We start from the raw sequence: 22,377 nt of genomic DNA, 5'->3' as shown, positions 1-22,377 counted from the left end.
AAATTACATCATGGAATACACAGTTATAAATAATGAAAAAGACAAACGCTTCGAGATTCATTTAGATGGAAAAATAGCTTTTGAACAATACAAATTATTTGATGGAGGCATTTCTTATATCCATACCGAAGTTCCGCCCGAATTAGGAGGAAGAGGACTAGCTGCCTATATCGCAAAATATGTTCTCGATTATGCAGAAGAGCATCATCTTAAAGTAAAACCTTATTGTCCTTTTATAAAAGCATATATCGACAAACATCCTGAATATCAAGCGAACTCATTATTTCACAATAAAGAATCACATCAAAATGAAAACTAAAAAAATAGAACGAATATTTTCACCACCAGCGCCACATATGGTTGGTGACGGATTTAGAGTACACAATTTTATTCCGTTCGGAATGAGTATGGAAAGAATGAGTCCCTTTATATTGATGGATTATAATTCTAAATTTTATTTTCCACCCACCAATAAATTAAGAGGTGTTGACGTACATCCTCACAGAGGTTTTGAAACTGTTACTATTGCCTATAAAGGAAAAGTAGCACATCATGACAGCTCTGGGAATAGTGGTGTAATTAGCGAAGGAGATGTACAATGGATGACTGCAGCTTCCGGAATTTTACATAAAGAATATCACGAAGAGCAGTTTAGTAAAGAAGGCGGCGATTTTCAAATGGTACAGCTTTGGGTAAATCTTCCTGCGAAGGATAAAATGTCAAAACCCAAATACCAGGGAATCACCAATAACAACATCAACAAACATATACTACCAAACGATGATGGTGTTATAGAAGTTATTGCGGGGGAATACAATGGAACTGAAGGAGCAGCGACAACCTTTACTCCTATGAATTTGTTTAATGCAAAATTAAACAAAGCGGCATCGGCAACTTTTAATTTTCCAGCAAACTACAACTCAGCTCTCCTTGTAATTGAGGGAAGTATCAGAGTCAATGGTAATGAAAATGTGCCTGCAAATCATTTTTTACTATTTGCAAATGAAGGAGAAGAATTCACCATCGAAGCACTTGAAGATGCTGTCGTACTTATTTTAAGCGGAGAACCAATCAATGAACCAATAGTTGCCCGCGGCCCTTTTGTTATGAATACACAACAAGAAATCAGGGAAGCAATGAGTGATGTAACTATGGGGAAATTTGGGTATTTAGTGTAAGTAAATAATTAAATGAAAACAAATGGAAAATCAAACAATATGGAGAAATGACAAAGAGCATTCAAGGCTTGGTTTCACCGTTACACATATGATGATTAATGATATTGTAGGACAGTTTAACAATTTTGATTTAACCGTAACCGCTTCTAAAGCAGATTTTAGTGATGCTTCTTTTGAATTATCAGCAGATATAAATTCAGTATTTACAAGCTCTGAGGGAAGAGATGAAGATTTAAGGGGACCTGATTTTTTTGATGCGGAAAAATACCCTACGCTAAATTTTAAAAGCACCGCTATAAAAGAAAGTACTAAGAACAATTATAAAGTCGCAGGAAATCTGAGTATGCACGGTTTTACAAAAGAAATCATTGTCGATTTTATATACAGAGGAACAATGCTTAATCCAAATTCAAAGAAAATAACATCCGGATTTCAGGTTCTGGCAACACTAAAACGCTCTGATTTTAAGGTCGGATTGATTTTGCCTTTCGACGGACTTAAGGATGATGTACTCATCAAAATGGACGGAGAATTTCCCAAAGAATAATTTACACAAACAAACAATAATAAAACTTAGAAATTATGAGCAGCTTACCAATTCGCGATCAAAAAAATGATCATCTGTTAACTCCGGAAAATGCAGCATTAATCATTATTGATTATCAACCGGTACAAGTCAATTCTATTGCTTCAATGGACAGACAAATTCTTATTAATAATATCTGTGGTGTTGCCAAAATGGCCAAAGTTTACGATTTACCCATTGTGCTTTCAACCGTGAATGTTCAAACCGGATTTAACAAAGAAACGATTCCACAATTAAAAAGAGAATTAGAAGGAATACCATCTTACGACAGAACTACTATAAATTCGTGGGAAGACAAAGAATTTTTAGGGGCCGTTAAAGCATTGGGAAAGAAAAAACTAATAATGACAGCTTTATGGACAGAAGCCTGTCTTACGTTTCCTGCGCTTGATGCCTTAAAAGAAGGTTATGAAGTTTATGTAGTCGCTGATGCTGTTGGCGGAACTTCTTTAGAAGCGCATAATGCGGCACTACGAAGAATGGAGCAAGCGGGGGCAATCCTGGTGAGTGTGCCGCAATTATTTTGTGAATTGCAGCGTGACTGGAGCCGTGCCGAAACAGCTCAGGAATTTATGCAACTGTTTATTAAGACTGGAGGTACTGCAGGAATCCAATTTTCTTACGATAGGGATTAATTTTTTCATTTTGATTAAGGCTTAGACAGCATCACATTACATGATGCTGTTTCGGCGTTATAGACAGTAGTTCTTTTGTGTTTCTTCTCTTTAGTTTTAAAGAAAACTAGGCTGTATAAAGCATACTTGCAGCTCCTAATAAGGCAGCAACTTCATTATCTGTAGAAACAGAAACTGTAATATCAAGACCTGATTCTTTTACTTTTTTATTGAAGCTTTTTAGGAAAAATTCGCTTGCGTTGGCAATTTTTCCACCAATAATAAAACTATCTGCTTCAAATTTTTCTAACCACGGAATTACAACTGCAGCCAGATCTTCTCCCATTTTTTCGAATACTTTTATCGCAACTTCATCTTCGGCGACAGCCAGATTAAAAAGTTCCAATCCATTATTGAGATTTTTTCCTGTTAAGCTTTTATATGCTGACAAAAGACCTCTGGCCGAAACATAATCTTCTGCCATACCATCTTTATAAGGAAGATTGTAAATTTCACCATCTGTTGGAACCAATTCTCCAGAAACAATTGAAACTCCTTTATCAATAAAACAAGCTCCAAGTCCGGTTCCAAGCGTTACCGCTATTACCTTTTTAGAAAGATTTGTTTCATCTTTAAAGACCTCCCCTTTTCCAAAACAAACAGCGTCGTTTTCAAAAAGAATCGGAAATTCATTGGAAAGATTAAGCGATCCCTGAAATAAATAACGAACATTTAGTCCATAAAAATGTTCATATTTTGATTGGTCCTTTATCCAGCAGAGTCCATTAGCATAATCAAACGGACCAGGCATACATACAGCTAGTCCTTTTATTTCGTCTACTTTTGAATTTGCTACTGAAGTACGAATCACTTTTTCCCAAATAGACATAACCTCTTTCACAGGCAAATTAGAATCAAATGATTCTTTATGCAATGAAAAATCAATCACTTTCATGTTTACAATATCTATTATCGCTGCGGTAATATGTGTTCCTCCAATATCTATTCCTACGGCATATTCTTTATTCATCTTATTTTCCTGAATTGAACTATTAAACAATTAAACTTCAATACTTAATCTCGTAATAGTGTATTTTTATATTTTTACTTTTAGATATTTTTATCTTTTAAAATCTGAGGATATTTAATGCTCGTATGTACAATCATTTCTCCAAAAAGCGTATTAGCCCAGGCAAACCATTTTCTGGTAAACTTATTCACATCATCTTTATGAAATGATTCGTGCATAAAACCAGTATCTGCATTTGTCTTGATCAAATTACTAATACAAGCTTTAATCTCTTTTTCGTCTACACTTGTAATCGCTCTCAAAACAATGCTCATTGGCCAAATTGTATCGGCACCGGTATGCGGTCCGCCAACGCCTTCGCCCGCTTTTCCTTTATAGAAAAAAGGATTGTTTTCTGAAAGCACTACTTTTCGGGTATTCAGATAAAGTGGACTATCCGGCTCAATCGCGCCAAGATAAGGCAAGGATAATAATGACGGTACATTGGCATCGTCCATCATGTGGAAACTTCCGTAACCGTTTACTTCAAAAGCGATGATTTTACCAAATTTTGGGTGATCAATAATTCCGTTTTCTTCTAAACCTTTCTGAACCTGTTCTCTTAATTCTTTGGCTTTAGCTACCAAATCCTTGTCTAACATTGATGGCAAAGAGAAGATTTCGATTAAATAACCCAAAACCTCAATCGCAAACATATTACTCGGAATCAAATAGCCAAACAATGTGCTGTCATCACTTGGTCTAAAAGTAGAAACGATTAATCCGCAAGGTTTTACAGGATATCCGTAACCGCCTAAAGGTACGCCATCTGTTGCCCAGGCAGTTTCACGCTGAAAAGTATAAGGCCCTTTATCATGCCAGCGCTGTTGTTCTTTGAATGTCTGTAATACCAATAACATCGCTTCTTTCCATTTACTATCAAATAAACTTAAATCACCTGTTTCTTTCCAGTAACCGTGCGCCAATCGAATAGGATAACACAAACTGTCTATTTCCCATTTACGCTCATGGATTCCAGGCTGCATTTTGGTCATATCATTTTTCCATTCGCTGACTTTGGTAAAATCTTTGTAAAAAGCATTCGCGTAAGGATCCAGCAAAATACATTTCGCCTGACGGTTTATTACGCCTTTTACCAATTCTGCCAGTTTTTTATCTTCTTTTACAAACGGAATATAAGGCCAGATTTGAGCTGTACTATCACGAAGCCACATCGCATCAATGTCTCCGGTAATAACGTAGGTATCTGGTTTTCCGTCGATAATTTCAAAATCGACTGTAGTGTCTAATGTATTTGGAAAACAGTTTTCGAACAACCACGCCAGTTCAGGATTTGCAATTTGTTTTTTAACTCTTTTAATTGCTGCTTCAATGGCCGGACTTGTAAATTTTCGTTCTGCTAATGGTGGTCTTTTGCTGATAAAATCTTTAAGAGCAAAATTGAAAGCATCCGACTGCATTCCGAAAACATCTGTTTGGAGTGCCAATAATCCTGCTGAAAAAATTCCGGTGTTTCTGATAAATTTTCTACGTGACTGCATAGTATTATTTTGAAGTTGAATAAGAATAGGGATAATCGTTTTTGGTAGTTCCTCTTTCTAAATTTGGCGAACTTGTCATATCAAAATTTAATTCCCCGCCTTTTAAGACATCAAAATGGTTAATGAAGTTTTTAGAATAGTCTTCATTGTTCCATTTTAAATCCTGAACATATTTATTGGTTTCTGAATTTTTAGGAGCATTTATAGTGAGCTGTTTTCCGTTTTCTAATGTCAGTGTTAATTTCTTAAACAATGGAGCACCCAAAACATATTCGTCTGTCGCCGGGCAAACCGGATAAAATCCCATGGCAGAGAAAATATACCATGCTGAGGTTTGTCCGTTATCTTCGTCACCGCAATAACCGTCCGGAGTTGGTTTGTATAAACGGTTCATTACTTCTCTTGACCAATATTGTGTTTTCCATGGTTCACCTGCATAATTATACAAATAAATCATGTGCTGAATAGGCTGATTTCCGTGTGCATATTGTCCCATATTCATAATCTGCATTTCGCGAATTTCATGAATTACAGATCCGTAATAACTGTCATCAAAAACAGGAGGCGTTGTAAAAACGGCGTCTAATTTTGCGGTAAATTTTTTCTCTCCGCCCATTAAATCAATCAAGCCCTGAATGTCATGAAAAACGCTCCAGCTGTAGTGCATGGCATTTCCTTCTGTAAAAGCATCTCCCCATTTCAACGGATTGAAATTTTTCGGAAAACTTCCATCTTTATTTCTACCACTCATAAAACCAATTTCAGGATTATAAAGATTTTTATAATTCATCATTCGTTTCTCAAATACACTGATTTCTTTTTTAGGTCGATCCAGAGCCTTTGCCAATTTCCAAATCGCAAAATCATCATAAGCATACTCCAATGTTCTGGCTGCGTTTTCATTAATTTTTACATCATAAGGAACATATCCTAACGTATTGTAATACGAAACACCTGTTCGCCCTACAGCATCAATAAGTCCGGCATTATTGGCGCCATGAACTAAAGCTTCGTATAATGTATTAATGTCGTAACCACGTAAACCTTTTATATAAGCTTCTGAAACCACAGAAGCCGAATTATTCCCAACCATTACATTTCTAAAACCAGGACTTGACCATTCCGGTAAAAAACCTCCTTCTTTATAATCATTGATTAAACCTTCCTGCATTTCTTTATTTATAGAAGGGTAAACCAAATTCAGCAAGGGATACAAAGCGCGGAAAGTATCCCAAAAACCAGTTCCGGCATACATATAACCTGGTAAAACCTTTCCGTTATACGGACTGTAATGCACGGTTTCTCCTTTAGCATTTATTTCATATTGTTTTTGAGGGAAACAAGTGGCGCGGTATAAACAAGAATAAAAGGTTTTTAGCTTCTCGTCATTATTACTTTCTACGGCTATTTTATCCAAAACTTTGTTCCATTCTTTTTTAGAATTGGTGACAGTTTCATTAAAAGAAGCATTTCCTAATTCTGATTTTAAATTCAGATCGGCTTGTTCAGGACTGATAAAAGAAGAAGCGACTTTTACGTTTATAATTTCTCCCTTTTTGGTTTTAAAACCAACCACTGCTCCAGCGTGATTGTCCTGCAATTCTAATTTGTCTTTTTGCAGGCCTGTATCATTCCATGTTGAATGTGAAGCAAATGTTTTATCAAAAACCAAAACAAAATAGTTTTTGAAATTGGCAGGAACACCTCCGCTATTGCGAGTCGTATAACCGATAATTTTATTTTCTGAAGGAATAATTTTAACATAAGAACCTTTATCGAATGCATCAATTACAATAGAAGATTTTTCATTTTCAGGAAATGTAATCTGAAAATGTGCCGCTCTTTCTGTTGCTGTAATTTCTGTTGTCACATCATAATCAGCCAAATAAACGCTGTAATAATACGGCTTTGAAACCTCCGCTTTATGACTAAACCAGCTTGCTCTGTCTGCTTCGGCGAAAGCCAATTTACCCGTTACCGGCATAATCGAAAACTGACCGTAATCGTTCATCCATGGTGACGGCTGATGTGTTTGCTTAAAACCTCTAATTTTTTCGGCTGTATAAATGTAAGCCCATCCATCTCCCATTTTACCAGTTTGCGGCGTCCAGAAATTCATTCCCCAAGGCCTGCAAATTGCCGGATATGTATTTCCGTTTGAAAGACTGTGCAAAGATTGTGTTCCCATTAAAGGATTGACATATTCAACCGGATCAAGGATTTTATCCTGCGCATTTGCAACGACACAAAATTGTGTTACTGCTAAAAAAATTAAATGCTTTATTTTCATAATTATGGGCTTTATGCTTTAAGCTGTAGGCTATAAGCTTTAAACTGTGACTTAATTTATAACTACACGTTTTTTTTAACTCTCCAGAAAACTGTAAACTGATAATTTTTTAATCTAAAATCTGAACTCTTAAATCAAAAATCTAAAGAGGTCTGTCTTCTTTTTTTACTCCAAAAGTGTTTGATGGCTTGCTTCCCATATACAATTTCAATTCTCCGCCTTTTACAATCATATCGTGTGTGATATACGATTTTGTATATGGCTTTCCGTTGTATTCTGCTTTCTGGATGTATATATTGGATGCGCTGTTATCAATTGCTTTTACTGTAAATGAAATTCCTTTTTTATAATGAATTACGGCTTCGTTTACCAGCGGGCTTCCGAAAACATAAATGCCATTTGCAGGATTAACCGAATAAAATCCCATTGAAGATAAAACATACCAGGCAGACATTTGACCTAAATCTTCATTCCCACACAATCCGTCTGGTTTTGTAGAATAGAATTTATCATCAATTTCTCTAATTAATTTGGCTGTTTTCCAAGGTTCACCGGCATAAGCATACAAATACGGAATATGGTGATTCGGTTCGTTTCCTTGTGCATATTGACCTATTAAACCACTAATATCCGGTGAAACTTCTTCTCCTTCTACTTTATCTGTTATTAGGAAAAGTGAATCTAACTTGGCTAAAAATTTACTTTCACTTCCAAATAAATCAATTAAACCATAAGGGTCCTGAGGAACCAGCCAGGTGTATTGCCACGCATTTCCTTCCACATAATCGTCTTTACGGTGCGCGGAAGAAAGTGGATTAAATGGCGTTCTCCAGTTTCCATCCGTTAATTTACCACGCATAAAAGTAGTTTCCTTATCAAAATAAAGTTTGTATAAATTGGCTCTTTTTGAGAAGTAGGTATAATCTTCTGTCTTATTTAGTGATTTTGCCATTTGCGCTACGCAGTAATCATCAATAGCATATTCTAAAGCATTCCCAACCGTTTCCAACATTTTATCAGCCGGAATATATTCTAATTTTTGCACATAATCCATTCCGTCACGTGTTTGCATTGCGGTCTTTTTGATGGCTTCGTAGGCCAATGCCACATCATAATCTCTGTATCCTTTTAAATAAGCATCCACAATAACCGCAATGGAATGATTTCCGTTCATGGTATTGGTTTCATTCCCCATTAAATGCCAAACCGGCAATCTTCCCTGCTGTTGGTAAATAGCCAAAAATGACTTTACAATGTCATTAATTTTATCCGGTTGCGTGATGGTGTATAAGGGATGCAAACCTCTATAAGTGTCCCAAAGTGAAAAAGTAGTATAGTTAGTGAAGTTTGCTTTTTCATATACTTTTTTATCCGTTCCCCTGTAATCTCCGTTGGCATCATTAAAAATAGAAGGCGCAAAAGCGGTATGATACAATGAGGTGTAAAAAACTTTCATTGTTTTATCATCTGCTTTAATCTGGATTTTACTTAATTCTTTATTCCATTTTGATGTTGCTGCTTTTACTGTTTTTTCAAAATCCCAATTCGGAATTTCGGCTTTTATATTGGCAGAAGCATTCTCATAACTTACGGGTGAAATTCCGACTTTAACCAAAACCTGTTTGTTTTTTAAAGATGTAAAATCCAAAACGGCTTTCATTTTTAAGCCCTCACCTTCAGTACCTGAAACCGCTGTTTTATCATCATACAATGCTAAATTTGAAATTGGTTCAGAAAACTCCATGGCAAAATAAACACGTTGATCTGTAGCCCATCCTTCAGAAAAACGATATCCTACAAGGGTTGTTTCGTTTATTTTTTTAATAAATGTTTTTACTGGTTTATCCCAGCCCACACCGTCAGCTAAGTCTAACAAAACGTGTGAATCTGTAGCAGAATTGAAAGTGTATTTATGAAAACCAACTCTTTCGCTGGCTGTTAATTCTGCCTTAATTTTATATTTATCTAATAAAACGCTATAATATCCCGGCTTACTTACTTCGTTTTCATGCGAAAAATAAGAGCCGTAACCGTTTACCATATCTTCTTTTGTACCTTTAAAAAGAGGTACTTTTCCAGAAACCGGAAGTAATAGGATATCATTTAAATCACCAATTCCGGTACCGCTCAAATGCGTATGCGTAAATCCTAAAATGGTATTACTTGCATAGTTGTATCCGCTGCACCAATCCCAGCCTTCAAAAATATTTACAGGCCCTAACTGAACTGCCCCAAAAGGAACATTCGCCCCCACAAATACGTGGCCATGTCCTGCAGATCCTATAAACGGATTTACATATTGCGTATAATCTGAATTAGTTGCTTTCGCCCTTTTTTCCTGTGAAATTGAAGAATTGACAGAAAGTAGGCTTAAAGCCAAAATTCCGATAAATGCTATTTTGTTGTACTTTTTAAACATATTCTTTTTTTATTTGACTTGTGTAAATATGAGCCACGGATGACGCTGATTAAACGGATTTACACAGATATTTTTTAATCTTTAAACATAAAATTTAACCGCAAAGTTCGCAAAGCTTTTCCTTTGTTCCTTTGTTCCTTTGTTCCTTTGAGCCTTTGCCTCTTTGAACCTCCAAATTAGTATCTTTTCAGAACCTCATAAAGAGAAAAGACTTTCAAAACTGGCTTCTCTATTTTCCCTTCAAACGAAATTGTTTTTTCTTCTTCGGCTTTTAAATCGATATAATTATCACTCCATTTTCCAGTATATCCTTTTATAGAAACATACACGTATTTTGCCGCTTTTGAAGCTTTCAAAATCACTTTGTTTCCTTTTACTTCCCATGTTATTTTTGGGTCCTCCAGTTTTAAATCTTTGGGTCGCGTTAAATCAATTTCAGGGATTTTATCGTCTCTGTACGCTTCCTTCATTGCATACCAGGCGGCTTTGGGCTGTCTGTCATAATAATCGGTAACGCTCCAGCTTGCTACTGGCCAGCAATCGTTGAGTTGCCAAACCAATGTTCCCATATTGTATGGCGCTTTAGAACGATGAATTCCGATAATATTCTTTAGCGAATAATATTGCAGACATTGCGTGAGATATGTGTAATCCTCAACATTCATCTTTTTTATTTTTTCGGAATCAATAAAATAGCGATTCAGATACGAATCTAACTTCATAAAACCTTTTCCTGCTTTTTGGTGCGCTTCGAGAATATCTGAATACAAATAGCGATCCTCCGGCAAGGTAAACGCTTCAACTGAAGAGTAGTTTGGCATGGCCTGCATTCCGTACTCGCTTACAAAGCGGCTCGTTTTTTTCTCTGTAATTTCGATATCTTTCAATCCCCACCAGGTGCCCCAATAATGACTGTCTCCTTCGCTAATACTTTTCTCCTTAGACCAATGAAATAACGGCGAAGAACTAATATAAGGACGTTTCGTATCCACTTCTTTTACCCACTTCGGAATACTATCCTGAAACAAACGAACGTAATCATGCCATAAACGAGTCGAATCCTGTTTTGACATTTTCATACTTTTTTGCCAGCCCCAGCTTTTAAAGGCTTCATCAATTTCATTGTTACCACACCATAAAACGATGCTTTTATGATGACGCAGGCGTTTGACCTGATATTGTACTTCGGCTTTTACGTTATCAAAAAAGGCCTTGTCTCCCGGCACCATTGTTCCGGCAAACATAAAATCCTGCCAGACGTAGATTCCGTTTTTATCGCATAAATCATAAAAATAATCATCCTCATAAATTCCGCCACCCCAAACGCGCAGCATATTCATATTGGCATCTTTAGCAAGGCTAATTATTTTTTCGTATTCTTTCTTTGTTACTCTGGAAAGAAAAGCATCTGACGGAATATAATTCGCGCCTTTCATGTAGACTGGTTTTCCATCAATTTTAAAATAAAACGACTTGCCAAGACTATCCGGTTGCTGAACCAATTCTATTTTGCGGTTCATTACATAAGGTTTCTCAGGAGTCTTTTTATCATAAGCTTCCAGGCGTGGTGTCTTCCAGATCCCACAAGTAGTAAATTTTGGCCCCCAATCCCATCCAAAATGGTATTGCGCTTTACGTACATAAGCACGAGGATTGTCTGGAATTACAAAAGGAAGGTCTTTTTTCGCAAGTGAATCTGCTACATTTTGTGCCGATTTGAAAACGATAACCAAGTCATTACTTCCCGATTTTAATAGTTTTTTTACCTCAACACGCCATTGACGGAACATGTTATCCGCTTTTAATACTTCTTTATTATTTACATAAACCGTGGCATAAGTATCTAATCCATCAAAAACCAATTCGGCGTTTTTCTTTTTTAATACCGCCAGTGTAACCTCAAAAGTGGTTCTATATTCCCAATCTTTCTTTTCTATCCATTGCAGTTTTTTCTCATTGTCTCTGTAAAATGGATCTTCAATTGTTTTATTATTCAGTAAATCAGTATGAATTTCACCAGGAACAGTTGCCGAATACCATTTTTCTGTTTTGGCTTCTCTATATTGCCAACCCTTTTTTATGTCTGTACTTTGAGCATTAGCAACAAATGAAAGACTGGCAAGACAAACACCAATAAACCAATAAAAGCCTTTTTTATATTCCATTTTTACTTCATACTTATTTTATACTTTCACTTTCATCGTTGGCAGTTCGAGAAGGATTATTGGTGTTCGCAATAGTTTCCTTCTCTTTTAGGTTTTTATTTAAGAATAAAAGTAACTAACAAAATATCCAGAAATCATTTTCCCTTTTACGGCTGCCAAACTATCATTTGCATTTAATTTCAAACTTATTTTACTCTCCTTTTTGATTATTAGAATAAGCCGGGAGGTACAGGTATTCCTACCCGGCTTAACTCAACTAAATAACCAAATTTTTCAAACTTATCTTATTCTACCAAGTTCTTATTTTCACTAAATCTAATCTTTGGTATCACTATTTCCTGTCAACAACTAGCTGGATTTACAGACTCTTTTTTTTTCAGGACTGTTATACTAAAGCTAAAACGATTTAGTAAAATGAATAAAAAAAACGAATCGTTTTCTTTTTAATTTCTAAATCGTGTTGTTCAATCAGACCGATTCTCTAATAATCAAATTACCTTTTTTCAAACGCTTTTCAACCTCAAACACTTCCATATCCGTCATCTGGCTCATTAATAATTGAATAGCATTAATCGCAATATCTTCAATTGGCTGCGCAATTACACTAATTGTAGGTGTATGCAATTTAAAACTATCATGATCATCAAAACTAATAACCGCTATATCTTCCGGAATTCTGATTCCCAGCCCTCTAAAAGCCTGAAGACCTGCTAATCCCATATAATTTGCTAAAAACAGAACGGCGTCAATCTTAGGGTTTTTATTGAAAAAATTTACAAGTTCTTCAATTCTTGTTTCTTCATTACTGTGATAATTTACATGAAGAACAAGCGATTCGTTATACATGCCTGCTTCTTTTAATGCATCTCTATAGCCGTCTTCCCTTAATTTCATCTGAATCATTTCAGAGGTAATATTAACAACAGCAATATTTTTACAACCTTTATCAATCAGAAATTTTGTAGCCGAATGAGATGCTTCATAATTATCCATTACAACATGGCTTACCTGTTGTCCCGGGAAATATCTATCGACCAATACTACAGGCTTCTTCAATTTTAAAAGAAGATCAATTTTATCTTCAAGATTTTGTGTCGGCGTAATAATAAAACCATCCACATTTGCCTGCAAAAGACTATGTATCAACTCTTCAGAACGGTCATCGTCATCACCTGTACTACAATAAAAAACTCTGTAATCTATATTTTTAGCCTCATCTTCAATGACTCTTGCCAAATCAGCAAAAAACTGATTCGAAATATCCTCAACAATCAGCCCAATAGATCTCGTTTTTCCAGTTCTTAAACTGGTAGCAATCATGCTTGGTCTGTAGTGAAGTTTCTCCGCAATATCCTGCACTTTTTTTATAACAGCAGCGCTGATTCCCATTTTCTCTCCCTTACCATTAATCACAAAAGACACAGTGGATATTGATACTTCAGCCTTTAAGGCAATATCCTTTATAGTAATCTTTTTCATTGAGAGAGTTCGTTTTTTATAGCTGTTAAATATACACAAATATATACTAAAATAGAATTACTAAAACGATTTTGTAAATATTTTTTAAACAAATCGTTTTTTTACAGTTAATATAAAGCACTATTCTTAGTGTTTTATACTCTTTAATGTTGAATTATAGCTTATTTCGTCCAAAAACAATCATTTTTGCGAAATAGATATTTATTTTTAGTATGAGAATCAAGATAACATTGATCCTAAAAATCAAAATAAATGATATATTAGCTAAAGAATTTGCAACACTTAAGCTACTTACAACAAAACCTTTATGACAAAAAAAACTATAATTCTGATCGCGTTTATTATCCTAAAATTTGTTTTGCAATATGTGCTTATAAGTCCGGAATATGACTTACAGCGAGATGAATACCTGCACCTCGATCAGGCACATCATTTGGCCTGGGGATACCTATCCGTTCCGCCGGTTACTTCGTGGTTTTCTTATCTGATATTTTTGCTGGGGAATTCTGTTTTCTGGGTTAAATTCTTTCCTGCACTTTTTGGCGTATTGACTTTAATAATAGTCTGGAAGACGATCGAAACACTTAAAGGCAATTTATATGCTTTAATTTTGGGTGCCACCTGCGTCTTGTTTTCCTGTCTATTGCGACTCAATACCTTATACCAACCCAACTCCTTAGATGTTTTATGCTGGACCGCCTTTTACTACGTTCTTATTCAATATATAACTACCGAAGAAAAGAAATGGTTTTATATAGGAGCGGTTGTATTTGCTTTTGGCTTTCTAAACAAATACAATATCCTCTTTCTGCTTATCGGACTCTTGCCTGCCCTTTTACTTTCTAACCAAAGAAAAATTTTAGCAGAGAAAAAGCTCTATTTCGCTTTGATTTTGGGGTTACTATTGATTCTTCCAAATTTAGTATGGCAGTACAACAATCAATTTCCGATTGTGCATCATATGAAAGAACTGGCCGAAACACAACTCGTTAATGTTGATCGTGTTGATTTCTTAAAAGAGCAATTACTTTTTTTTATTGGTTCTTTTCTTGTCCTTCTTTCAGGATTATACGCTTTGTTGTTTTACAAACCGTTCGCAAAGTACAAACTCTTTTTTGCGTGTATAATTTTCACACTGCTTGTCTTTATTTATTTTAAGGCAAAAGCGTATTATGCCATTGGCCTATACCCTGTTTACATTGCTTTTGGTGCTGTTTTTCTTTCGAATATTTTAAACGCAGGATGGAAAAGATATTTACAACCGGTTTTCATTCTGATTCCGCTCTTATTATTTATTCCGATGTACAATTTGGCTTTCCCAAATAAAAGTCCTGAATATATAGCGCAGCATCCTGATAAATACAAAGATCTTGGAATGCTTCGTTGGGAAGACGGAAAAGAGCATACTTTGCCTCAGGATTTTGCCGATATGTTGGGATGGAAAGAATTAGCCCGCAAAACAGATTCGATCTATGCTTCTCTTCCAAATCCGAAGAAAACATTGGTACTTTGTGATAATTACGGGCAAGCCGGCGCAATCAATTATTACTCTAAAAAAGGAATCAAAGCTGTTTCTTTTAATGCCGATTATGTAAACTGGTTCAATCTTGATGTGAAATACAAAAATGTGATCAGAGTTATAGAATACGAAGAAGCTGAAGCTGAATTTAAGGAAACCAGTCAGCATTTTCAATCTTCAGCCTATGCGGATCAAATAACCAATAAATATGCAAGAGAATATAAGACCTCTATTTTCACTTTTATAAGTGCCAAGGTCAATATTAATAAAATACTAGAACAAGAAATCAAAGAAGTAACAGATTATAGCAAATAAGATGGATGACTTTAGCACTATCGAATATTTGAAAAACGGAAATCAGAAACAGATTCTTACATCAAAAGATGAAAATTTTCGATTAGAAATCATCAAACTCAAACAAAAAGGCTATAAAACCGAGCCCGCATTTGGTCTTTTATTAGGTTTAAAAAACGATCCTTACCTGGAATTACTTCATTATAAAATTGATTCTAATAGGTAAATCGTTTTCTAACACATTTTAAACAACTGTATATTAAGTATTTATTAAGTTTTTCGACATCAAAAAAAATATTTCCGTAATTTCTTGCCATAACCGTATTTACTGCTTATCTTTGCACCCGAAACATCGCGGGATAGAGCAGTAGGCAGCTCGTCGGGCTCATAACCCGAAGGTCACAGGTTCGAGTCCTGTTCCCGCTACTAAGACAAAAGCTTCAGAGAAATCTGGAGCTTTTTTTGTTTTAAGTTAAAATCGTAAAAAGTCGGGAGACTTTTATCAGGTTTACAATTTCTAAGAAACAAAAAAATGGCGCAAAGTCAGAGACATTTGCCTTTTCATAAGGAAGACTTCGGAGAGTGGGGACGAGACAACATGATTGCGTTCACGAGCGGGACGCTCGCGCTAGCAGGGGAAAAGATGAAATGATGGCAAGGCTTGAAAAACTAATCACAAAATAATCTATTATAATAATCTATTAGTTCCACAAAGAGACTTTCGAGTCTCTTTGTTATTTTTTAATATAAAATAAAAAAGGAAAAGTATAGAAACAAATAAGCTATAAAAATGATTTTAATCAAAACTCTGCTCATCGAAGTGTTCTTTATTCACGCGGCACATTCTATAATAATACTTCTGAAAGCAGACATATGCTAGCAAAAAAGATTTAAAAAAGCAAAGCCATCCGTAACAATGGCTTTTGCTTTATTGATTTTGATTGCGTTCACGAGCGGGACGCTCGTGCTAGCAGGGGAGCGGGGGTTCTTTATTCACGCTGCGCATTCTATAATAATATTGCTAAAAGCAAACATACGCTAGCAAAAAAGATTTAAAAAAGCAAAGCCATCCCGTAAAAAATGGTTTTTGCTTTTATTGATTTTGATTATTTTCATTAGTGAGACGCTCACACCGGCACACTAATTCTTAAAATCCAAATAATTTCTTTTAGCATATTGCAATTCAAAAGGACCATCTTTAAAAACAATTTTTTTTAATGCAATTGCTTTATGAATATTGCTGAATTTTTTGATATTATATTCAGTCATTAGACCTGAATTAAGTGATTCAATAAATATTATACCATATTCATTATTAATAAACAAATAACGGTCTGTTTTGTAATTTTTTTTATTTTCATAATAATATTTTGAAACAACTACAGTTTCTCCATTTATAAGTAATTCTTGAGCATCAATTTTTTTTAAAATTTGTGAATTAAAATAAACATCATTTTCAAAATATCGTAGAGTGTCCTTATGCTTGTCGAACTTATAAATGTAATAACATTCATTGTCTTTCACATTCTTGATCATTTCTGAATTAAATATTTCATAATTATATCTACTATTTGTAGAAAAATTAAAAACTCTTAATTTAATATTTGTCTTTGTTTTTAAATCTTCTTTTCTACATGAAGAAAATAATGTTAAAAATAAAACTCCATAAACAATATATCTCATAATTATCTTATAGTTTATTTAGAGCTTTTTGCAGCCCTGGCAAATAAAGATTTGAATCTGGCTGATAAAATGAAAAACCAAATCTATCTTGAAATTGATAAGCATAACTTTCATCTAGCGCAATTGATTTATTCCAATCTTTATAATTATTATAACTATTGGCAAAAAAACCAGTATACCTTGATATAGCATGCCCAAACCCCGCTCCGCAAAGTGTTTCCCTTCTCTCCGAAATGTTCTTTATTCACGCTACCACGCTGCGCAAATGTCTCTGACTTTGCGCAATTTCAAACAAATGTAATTGAAAAACGAAGACTCCTCAAAGTCTCCGACTTTAAAACTAAATTTAATATAAATTATAAAGAGTTATTGACCTCGGATCTAATACGTTTACTATAGGGTTATCAACCTTTTCAATTTCTAACAATCCTGAACCATTGACATAATTGCTGGCACTAGAATAAATATACTCCGAAGCTTTAGCTACTAATCCTGCTCTGACAGGATTTAAATGTATGTAATGCAGTTTAGACCACATAAATGCTGTTGAATAAATTTCTTCTGCGTGATTTCCATATTGCCAGAATTGAAATCCTTTATTTCTTTTATGTTTTTCAGCTCCTAATTTAAAACGTTCCAGCATCCATTCTCTTCTGCTTTCATGACTATTTTGAATTTTATCTAAAATATTCTTTGCAATAAACTTTTTAAAATCTCTGATTAAGTCTGACAATTTTCCGTTTTCAGATTGTATTATGAGATGGATATGATTGCTCATAATCACATAACCATACAAGATCATTCCTTTGTTTTTGATACAATAATCTAAACATTCAATTACAATATCTCTGTATGTTTGACGTGTAAAAACATCAATCCAATCTACAATAGTTGGCGTAATAAAATGTGGCAGATTTTGATCCCTAATAACATATCCTTCTTTCATTTTTAATTTATTTTCTTTCAAAAATAGTGATTTTTCTTACTTAATTTATTCTTTAGAAGTAATCGTAAAAAAGTCGGGAGACTTTTATCAGGTTTACAATTTCTAAGAAGCAAAAAAAATTGCGCAAAGTCAGAGACATTTGCGCAGCTTTTCATAAGAAGACTTCGGAGAGCGGGGGCATTATAAAATAAAAAAACAGCCCAAAGGCTGTTTTAATTTTTATGCGATATTAATATAAATATCTGATTTTCTGTAAATGTTAGATGCAATAATTAACCACCAACACATCTGATACATTACCCTGTTTTAGCAACAGTTAATCCGAAATACCAATAATATAGTTCGCTTTACTTTGTTGGTGTATACCACTCTTCCTTATCTATTTTCAATTTTACAAGTTTATCTCGTAATTCTTTTGTGACAAAAATTTTCTTAAAAGCTGAAGCACCACTACCAAAATATTCTTGACTTTTAAAAATAGGTGCAATAATATTCTTGTACATAGGATAAAACCCTTGTGGCATTGCGAGATATTTAGTTCTTTTACATACAGTACAGATTTCGGTTGGATACCCTTCTAGATTTAATTCTTCTTTGGTTTCATCTAACATTAACTGCAATGTATTTTCAAAAGGAATATCCTTCTTATATTTTAAAACTTCCCGAGATTTGATTCCCAATGGTTTAAAAATTTCTTCATACACTGATTTTTCTACAAACAATTCATCAAAAACCCACCCTAAACTAAATACTTGCTTTTTACCAACTGGAGGAACGTTTTTAAGCCTAAAGGCATCTTTTTGTTTAAATCCTATTCCGCAATTTGGGCAATAATTACTTAGATTATAAGTTAGTTCCTTATACCCAAAATCCATATCAGGCATGGGATAGCCATGAGAATAAGCCGTTTTTTTTACAGATAATAAGGATTCCTTTATTTCTTGTTTTGTGAATTCAGGATAACGTATGCCTTCATCACCACGCCATTTATAAATATAATCTTTAACCTTAAAATAGGTTTCCTCATCTATCTGAACAGCAGTATAACCTTTAACAGGATAAATACCAAACCTATTCATAATCTCAATTTGAGCATCATTCCAATCAAGTGCCACATGATACATTATTCTCATAATCCTAAAGCTTTTATTATTTCTGGGTAATCTTTATATATTCTTTTAGCAGCACTATATATTTGTGCTTTTGAAGCCTCTAATGTAGTTGTTGCTGCTTTAGAGCCTTCATATCCTATCTCTGCTCGCCAAGCATTTGTAAATATTTGATGTTCTTCTGCAGTCAAAGCTATCGAACTCATACTTCCAGGCGAAACTCCTAGAGTGCTTGCAAATCGTTGTTCTATCAAATGATGTGCCTGTAAACCTTTGCCTTTAATTAATGTTTTTAAAGCTGAATAAGATTTAATCCCATAATTTTCGGCAACAGATAAAGTGCCAAATTTTCCAGCCTGTTCAGTAGCAACTTCTATACCAGCTACAACACCAGCTGTACCCGTTCTATATTTGTTCGCAGCTCCCAAAGTAAACGCATCTAAAAGTCCAACTCCAAAATCTACAGCTGCACCAAAATAATCTCCTTCACCCATTTTATCACTACTCTGAATTGTAGCTCCCAAAACAGGAATAGCGAGCAAGAATTGTTTTATTAACCCAGGTTTTCCCTTTTTAGGAGGATCTCCAACTGAATTACTTTCTCCTTCAGTTGCTTGTGACAACGCTTCTTCATAAGAAACATTTTTATCTCCATCAGTGTAAACTCCTTTATTACCCTTTTCATGCTCTGCCCAATTGTATGTTGCTTGCATTCCATCAGGATCAATAAAAAATACAGGATTATTAAGAGCATATGCATAAGGGTTGAATCTTCTTGATGTTTCTGCAAGAGGGTCAATATTCATCCATCGACCAAGTGCTGGATCATAATTCCTCGCTCCATAATCGTACATCCCAAGCCCCAGCTCGTCTTGGAGTTCCATCCCATTGAACTTATACTTATTGGTATTTGCTACATAATCATTATAGCCTTTGTGTTTTAACCCAAAAGGATAATAATTATTCTCTTCAATAATTTCAAGAACTAGTGTTGTTGGGTTTTTAGCATAACTCAAACGTATGTTACCCAAATGATCTTTGTATTGAAACACATACGAAAGCGTTCCACTTGTGTTTTTTACATAACCTTCTGCCGTTGGAAAAAACTCTAAAATATTATCCTTATACTGAAATCCTCCAAGATAATCAGTAGTTATAGTAGTTTTTCCTGTTTCACTTACCACTTTCTGGACTTTGACGCCCGCTGCGTTGTAAAAATACTCAATACTACCTGTTGTTCCAAATGTTATTTTCTTTGGCAGGTTCAGCTGGTTATAGGCAATGGCAGTGATGTTTTTATTTTTATCGGTAATCATATTGCCGTACAGATCATAGGTATAATCATCGCCTGTTTTATTCACATCGTTAAAACCGCTGGTGTTATTGGCATTGTCTGTCACTTTGCCCAACTGATTGGAGTTTGTGGGATAAGTATACGCCAAATTATCAATCTCAATAATTCCAACCTGAGGATCAATATCTCCTTTTCTTACCAAAGACGTGATATTTCCATTTTTGTCATAGGTCAGGTTTTCGTCATAGGCATTGGTGGTCAGTCCGCTTTTTTCATAAACCGCATTTTTTAAACGGTTCAGGTTGTCGTATTTGTATCCATAGGCACGCTCAATATTGTCTGATCCTGTCCTCCAGAATGTCTCGGAAATGTTTCCATTGTAAAGTCCAGTAACTCCGGTAATTCCGGCCTGAATTGTATTATAATTGATCTTGAAAGCAAATAGATCTTTTGCTTCAGTGCCCTGCTGTAAATTGTCTGTTTTATTAATTTCTGTTAACCAGCCTCTGATATTATAATTAAAATCTACTTTCTGCAAGGGAGCCCCTGTGCTATTACCTACACTTTTGCTCATCAGCTGTCCTAATGCATCATAAGTATTGGCGGCCATGAGCTGTATAGCCCCTCCATTAATTTGATGGGTATGGGTCAATAAACGATCCTGAGGCGAATAGGTAAAAACTTCTTTTACTGTAAGTTCTGTGTCTGAAGCAGTACGTTTGTGCCTGCTGACCGTAGACATTGTTTTACCCAAAAAATCAAGACTACTGTCGGTATAGGTATAACCTCCTAAATGGTTTTGTGTATAATTTCGTATCGGTCTTGCTTTGCTGTCATAGAATGTAGCACTGGTTTCACCTGCTATTGAAGCCGGTGTAGAAACGGCTCTGGTCCAGCTTCCCGTTGCCAAGGTTTTAACATTCACTAATACCGTTTGAGATTCTACTGTCGTTGGTACTGCCGGAGCATTAGGAAAAGTATAATTATCATAATAATTTACTGTCAATAGCTTGAAACTCGTTGGTGCAATGGCATTACTGTAATAAGCAGCAATGCCGTCGATAGTGCCGGATGTTTGCTTCGTTTCGAATAAAGTCGCTGCCGCATTTTGAGTGGTCTGCAAAGAGTATCTTGCTGCTGAACTTACCGCCTGACTGCTCCAGCCGGTATAAATGGGACGGTTAAAAGCATCATATTTCGTAATAAGCCAGCCCACAGCAGTGTCATCTTTAAAAGGTGATAATGCCGGACCCGTTGCTACCGGACGGTCTAATTTATCGTAGACAATAAATTCCCAGTCTTTGCCTGGCAATTTTTTCTCTACAAGGCGATTGCGATAATCGTATTTATATTGATAACATAAATTATTCAGAACATTTGGAGTATCAGTAGTGATGATTCCGTCTGCTTTGGGTGGAATTACATAAGTCAGATTTCCGTATATATCATAGACATAATAGGTATCATGCTTAACTCCTGCATCATAGGTTCTCTTAAGAACAACCTGTCCTTCTTTATTTTTAAACTCTACTGTCGAACCACTGCTTTCTGTTGGGGCCGCAATAGTGTTTTCATCAAAGGTTACCGTTTTATAAAGTTGATTGACAGCATAATTATTTGCTCCTGCATCAACAAATCCTATTTCGTATAATCCTGATCCAGCAGTCCAGGTTGTTGTAGCCTTGTATAATTTTACTTCGGTCGCTGTATTGGTCTGGTAATCCATCTTAATTTCATGACCACCACCCATTGCCCAGGAAGCTCCAGGTGCAGCTTGTTTTAAAACTCGATTTATTGGAGCAGGTTCTAAACTTTTTTCCGAAAAATAATTAGAGGTGTTATTGTATTTTGCCGTATTGTAGGTACTATTTAAGGAAGCCAATGAAGATGCAATCGCGATTCTAGGATACGCAATTGTAGCATTAGCTAACGGATAGGGCAGATACTCTTTTATTTGTCTTCCGTAACTGTCATATTCCATTGGAGTAATTATATCTTCGCCATTTCCTCCCTGCCCTGCTGCTACTTTTTGTACAGGACGTCCCAGTCCGTCAAAATAAGTGATGCTTTGACTGACATCATCCTTTGACAACGAGGTTAGGTTAGACACCTGAATGCCTCTTTTCGGAACAGCGGTGTAGATAAAGTTATCATCGCTGAAAGTTTGGCTCTTTATACTTATACTGATAAATAATAAAGCAAAGATTAAAATATATTTTTTCATGTCAGG

Annotated in this window: 16 protein-coding genes and 1 tRNA gene; 7 read left to right on the top strand and 10 right to left on the bottom strand. The window is 35.2% G+C overall.

Annotated elements, in window-relative coordinates:
- The first annotated feature begins 10 nt into the window (after positions 1–10).
- The 4 genes from AC3ITQ_RS09655 to AC3ITQ_RS09640 are packed head-to-tail and all read left to right on the top strand — an operon-like array spanning position 11 to position 2,399.
- The gene (locus AC3ITQ_RS09655; protein ID WP_489238396.1) at positions 11–319 is read left to right on the top strand and encodes a GNAT family N-acetyltransferase; all 309 of its coding nucleotides are present in this window, start codon (positions 11–13) and stop codon (positions 317–319) included.
- Entirely contained in the window at positions 309–1,178 is an 870-nt protein-coding gene (locus AC3ITQ_RS09650; protein ID WP_489238394.1) for a pirin family protein, read from the top strand. The genes AC3ITQ_RS09655 and AC3ITQ_RS09650 overlap by 11 nt, the downstream gene beginning before the upstream one ends.
- A gap of 22 nt (positions 1,179–1,200) precedes the next feature.
- Positions 1,201–1,725, top strand: coding sequence for a YceI family protein (locus AC3ITQ_RS09645; protein ID WP_489238392.1), 525 nt, complete (start codon positions 1,201–1,203; stop codon positions 1,723–1,725).
- Positions 1,726–1,760: 35 nt separating this feature from the next.
- Positions 1,761–2,399 carry a hydrolase gene (locus tag AC3ITQ_RS09640; protein ID WP_489238390.1) on the top strand — a complete coding sequence of 213 codons (639 nt, stop codon included), beginning with the start codon at positions 1,761–1,763 and terminating at the stop codon, positions 2,397–2,399.
- 106 nt (positions 2,400–2,505) lie between these two features.
- Here the strand turns inward: AC3ITQ_RS09640 and AC3ITQ_RS09635 are convergent, their stop codons facing one another.
- From AC3ITQ_RS09635 to AC3ITQ_RS09610, 6 genes are all read right to left on the bottom strand, one after another.
- A complete protein-coding gene (locus AC3ITQ_RS09635) occupies positions 2,506–3,408 on the bottom strand; it encodes an ROK family protein (RefSeq protein ID WP_489238388.1) in 903 nt (300 codons plus the stop codon).
- An 80-nt stretch (positions 3,409–3,488) separates the two neighbouring features.
- Complete coding sequence (locus AC3ITQ_RS09630) at positions 3,489–4,949, bottom strand: glycoside hydrolase family 125 protein (RefSeq protein ID WP_489238386.1); 1,461 nt, start codon at positions 4,947–4,949, stop codon at positions 3,489–3,491.
- 4 nt (positions 4,950–4,953) lie between these two features.
- The gene (locus AC3ITQ_RS09625; RefSeq protein WP_489238384.1) at positions 4,954–7,239 is read right to left on the bottom strand and encodes a GH92 family glycosyl hydrolase; all 2,286 of its coding nucleotides are present in this window, start codon (positions 7,237–7,239) and stop codon (positions 4,954–4,956) included.
- A 142-nt stretch (positions 7,240–7,381) separates the two neighbouring features.
- A complete protein-coding gene (locus AC3ITQ_RS09620; RefSeq protein WP_489238382.1) occupies positions 7,382–9,658 on the bottom strand; it encodes a GH92 family glycosyl hydrolase in 2,277 nt (758 codons plus the stop codon).
- Between the two features lie 176 nt (positions 9,659–9,834).
- Entirely contained in the window at positions 9,835–11,823 is a 1,989-nt protein-coding gene (locus AC3ITQ_RS09615) for a beta-mannosidase (RefSeq protein ID WP_489238380.1), read from the bottom strand.
- A 468-nt stretch (positions 11,824–12,291) separates the two neighbouring features.
- Complete coding sequence (locus AC3ITQ_RS09610) at positions 12,292–13,302, bottom strand: LacI family DNA-binding transcriptional regulator (protein ID WP_489238378.1); 1,011 nt, start codon at positions 13,300–13,302, stop codon at positions 12,292–12,294.
- A 307-nt stretch (positions 13,303–13,609) separates the two neighbouring features.
- On the opposite strand from AC3ITQ_RS09610, the gene AC3ITQ_RS09605 reads away from it, so the two are divergent.
- The 3 genes from AC3ITQ_RS09605 to AC3ITQ_RS09595 all read left to right on the top strand — a co-directional run bounded on the left by AC3ITQ_RS09605 (position 13,610) and on the right by AC3ITQ_RS09595 (position 15,541).
- Positions 13,610–15,136, top strand: coding sequence for a glycosyltransferase family 39 protein (locus AC3ITQ_RS09605; RefSeq protein WP_489238376.1), 1,527 nt, complete (start codon positions 13,610–13,612; stop codon positions 15,134–15,136).
- Between the two features lies 1 nt (position 15,137).
- Entirely contained in the window at positions 15,138–15,341 is a 204-nt protein-coding gene (locus AC3ITQ_RS09600) for a DUF4269 domain-containing protein (RefSeq protein ID WP_489238374.1), read from the top strand.
- A 127-nt stretch (positions 15,342–15,468) separates the two neighbouring features.
- A tRNA-Met gene (locus AC3ITQ_RS09595) sits at positions 15,469–15,541 on the top strand.
- 714 nt (positions 15,542–16,255) lie between these two features.
- On the opposite strand, the gene AC3ITQ_RS09590 is transcribed toward AC3ITQ_RS09595, so the two are convergent.
- The 4 genes from AC3ITQ_RS09590 to AC3ITQ_RS09575 all read right to left on the bottom strand — a co-directional run bounded on the left by AC3ITQ_RS09590 (position 16,256) and on the right by AC3ITQ_RS09575 (position 22,371).
- A complete protein-coding gene (locus AC3ITQ_RS09590; RefSeq protein WP_489238372.1) occupies positions 16,256–16,798 on the bottom strand; it encodes a hypothetical protein in 543 nt (180 codons plus the stop codon).
- 346 nt (positions 16,799–17,144) lie between these two features.
- Positions 17,145–17,744 carry an REP-associated tyrosine transposase gene (locus AC3ITQ_RS09585; protein WP_489238919.1) on the bottom strand — a complete coding sequence of 200 codons (600 nt, stop codon included), beginning with the start codon at positions 17,742–17,744 and terminating at the stop codon, positions 17,145–17,147.
- 347 nt (positions 17,745–18,091) lie between these two features.
- The gene (locus AC3ITQ_RS09580) at positions 18,092–18,877 is read right to left on the bottom strand and encodes a hypothetical protein (RefSeq protein WP_489238370.1); all 786 of its coding nucleotides are present in this window, start codon (positions 18,875–18,877) and stop codon (positions 18,092–18,094) included.
- Positions 18,874–22,371 carry a DUF6443 domain-containing protein gene (locus AC3ITQ_RS09575; RefSeq protein WP_489238369.1) on the bottom strand — a complete coding sequence of 1,166 codons (3,498 nt, stop codon included), beginning with the start codon at positions 22,369–22,371 and terminating at the stop codon, positions 18,874–18,876. The genes AC3ITQ_RS09580 and AC3ITQ_RS09575 overlap by 4 nt, the downstream gene beginning before the upstream one ends.
- Between the last annotated feature and the right edge of the window lie 6 nt (positions 22,372–22,377).

The sequence above is a fragment of the Flavobacterium sp. KH_001 genome (genome assembly GCF_057840745.1).
This window is presented reverse-complemented; position numbering and strand designations above follow the sequence as displayed.

Bases quoted from the DNA above. Each gene is read 5' to 3' on its own strand.
- AC3ITQ_RS09655 (WP_489238396.1), top strand. From the start codon at position 11: ATGGAATACACAGTTATAAATAATGAAAAAGACAAACGCTTCGAGATT.
- AC3ITQ_RS09650 (WP_489238394.1), top strand. From the start codon at position 309: ATGAAAACTAAAAAAATAGAACGAATATTTTCACCACCAGCGCCACAT.
- AC3ITQ_RS09645 (WP_489238392.1), top strand. From the start codon at position 1,201: ATGGAAAATCAAACAATATGGAGAAATGACAAAGAGCATTCAAGGCTT.
- AC3ITQ_RS09640 (WP_489238390.1), top strand. From the start codon at position 1,761: ATGAGCAGCTTACCAATTCGCGATCAAAAAAATGATCATCTGTTAACT.
- AC3ITQ_RS09635 (WP_489238388.1), bottom strand. From the start codon at position 3,408: ATGAATAAAGAATATGCCGTAGGAATAGATATTGGAGGAACACATATT.
- AC3ITQ_RS09630 (WP_489238386.1), bottom strand. From the start codon at position 4,949: ATGCAGTCACGTAGAAAATTTATCAGAAACACCGGAATTTTTTCAGCA.
- AC3ITQ_RS09625 (WP_489238384.1), bottom strand. From the start codon at position 7,239: ATGAAAATAAAGCATTTAATTTTTTTAGCAGTAACACAATTTTGTGTC.
- AC3ITQ_RS09620 (WP_489238382.1), bottom strand. From the start codon at position 9,658: ATGTTTAAAAAGTACAACAAAATAGCATTTATCGGAATTTTGGCTTTA.
- AC3ITQ_RS09615 (WP_489238380.1), bottom strand. From the start codon at position 11,823: ATGGAATATAAAAAAGGCTTTTATTGGTTTATTGGTGTTTGTCTTGCC.
- AC3ITQ_RS09610 (WP_489238378.1), bottom strand. From the start codon at position 13,302: ATGAAAAAGATTACTATAAAGGATATTGCCTTAAAGGCTGAAGTATCA.
- AC3ITQ_RS09605 (WP_489238376.1), top strand. From the start codon at position 13,610: ATGACAAAAAAAACTATAATTCTGATCGCGTTTATTATCCTAAAATTT.
- AC3ITQ_RS09600 (WP_489238374.1), top strand. From the start codon at position 15,138: ATGGATGACTTTAGCACTATCGAATATTTGAAAAACGGAAATCAGAAA.
- AC3ITQ_RS09590 (WP_489238372.1), bottom strand. From the start codon at position 16,798: ATGAGATATATTGTTTATGGAGTTTTATTTTTAACATTATTTTCTTCA.
- AC3ITQ_RS09585 (WP_489238919.1), bottom strand. From the start codon at position 17,744: ATGAAAGAAGGATATGTTATTAGGGATCAAAATCTGCCACATTTTATT.
- AC3ITQ_RS09580 (WP_489238370.1), bottom strand. From the start codon at position 18,877: ATGAGAATAATGTATCATGTGGCACTTGATTGGAATGATGCTCAAATT.
- AC3ITQ_RS09575 (WP_489238369.1), bottom strand. From the start codon at position 22,371: ATGAAAAAATATATTTTAATCTTTGCTTTATTATTTATCAGTATAAGT.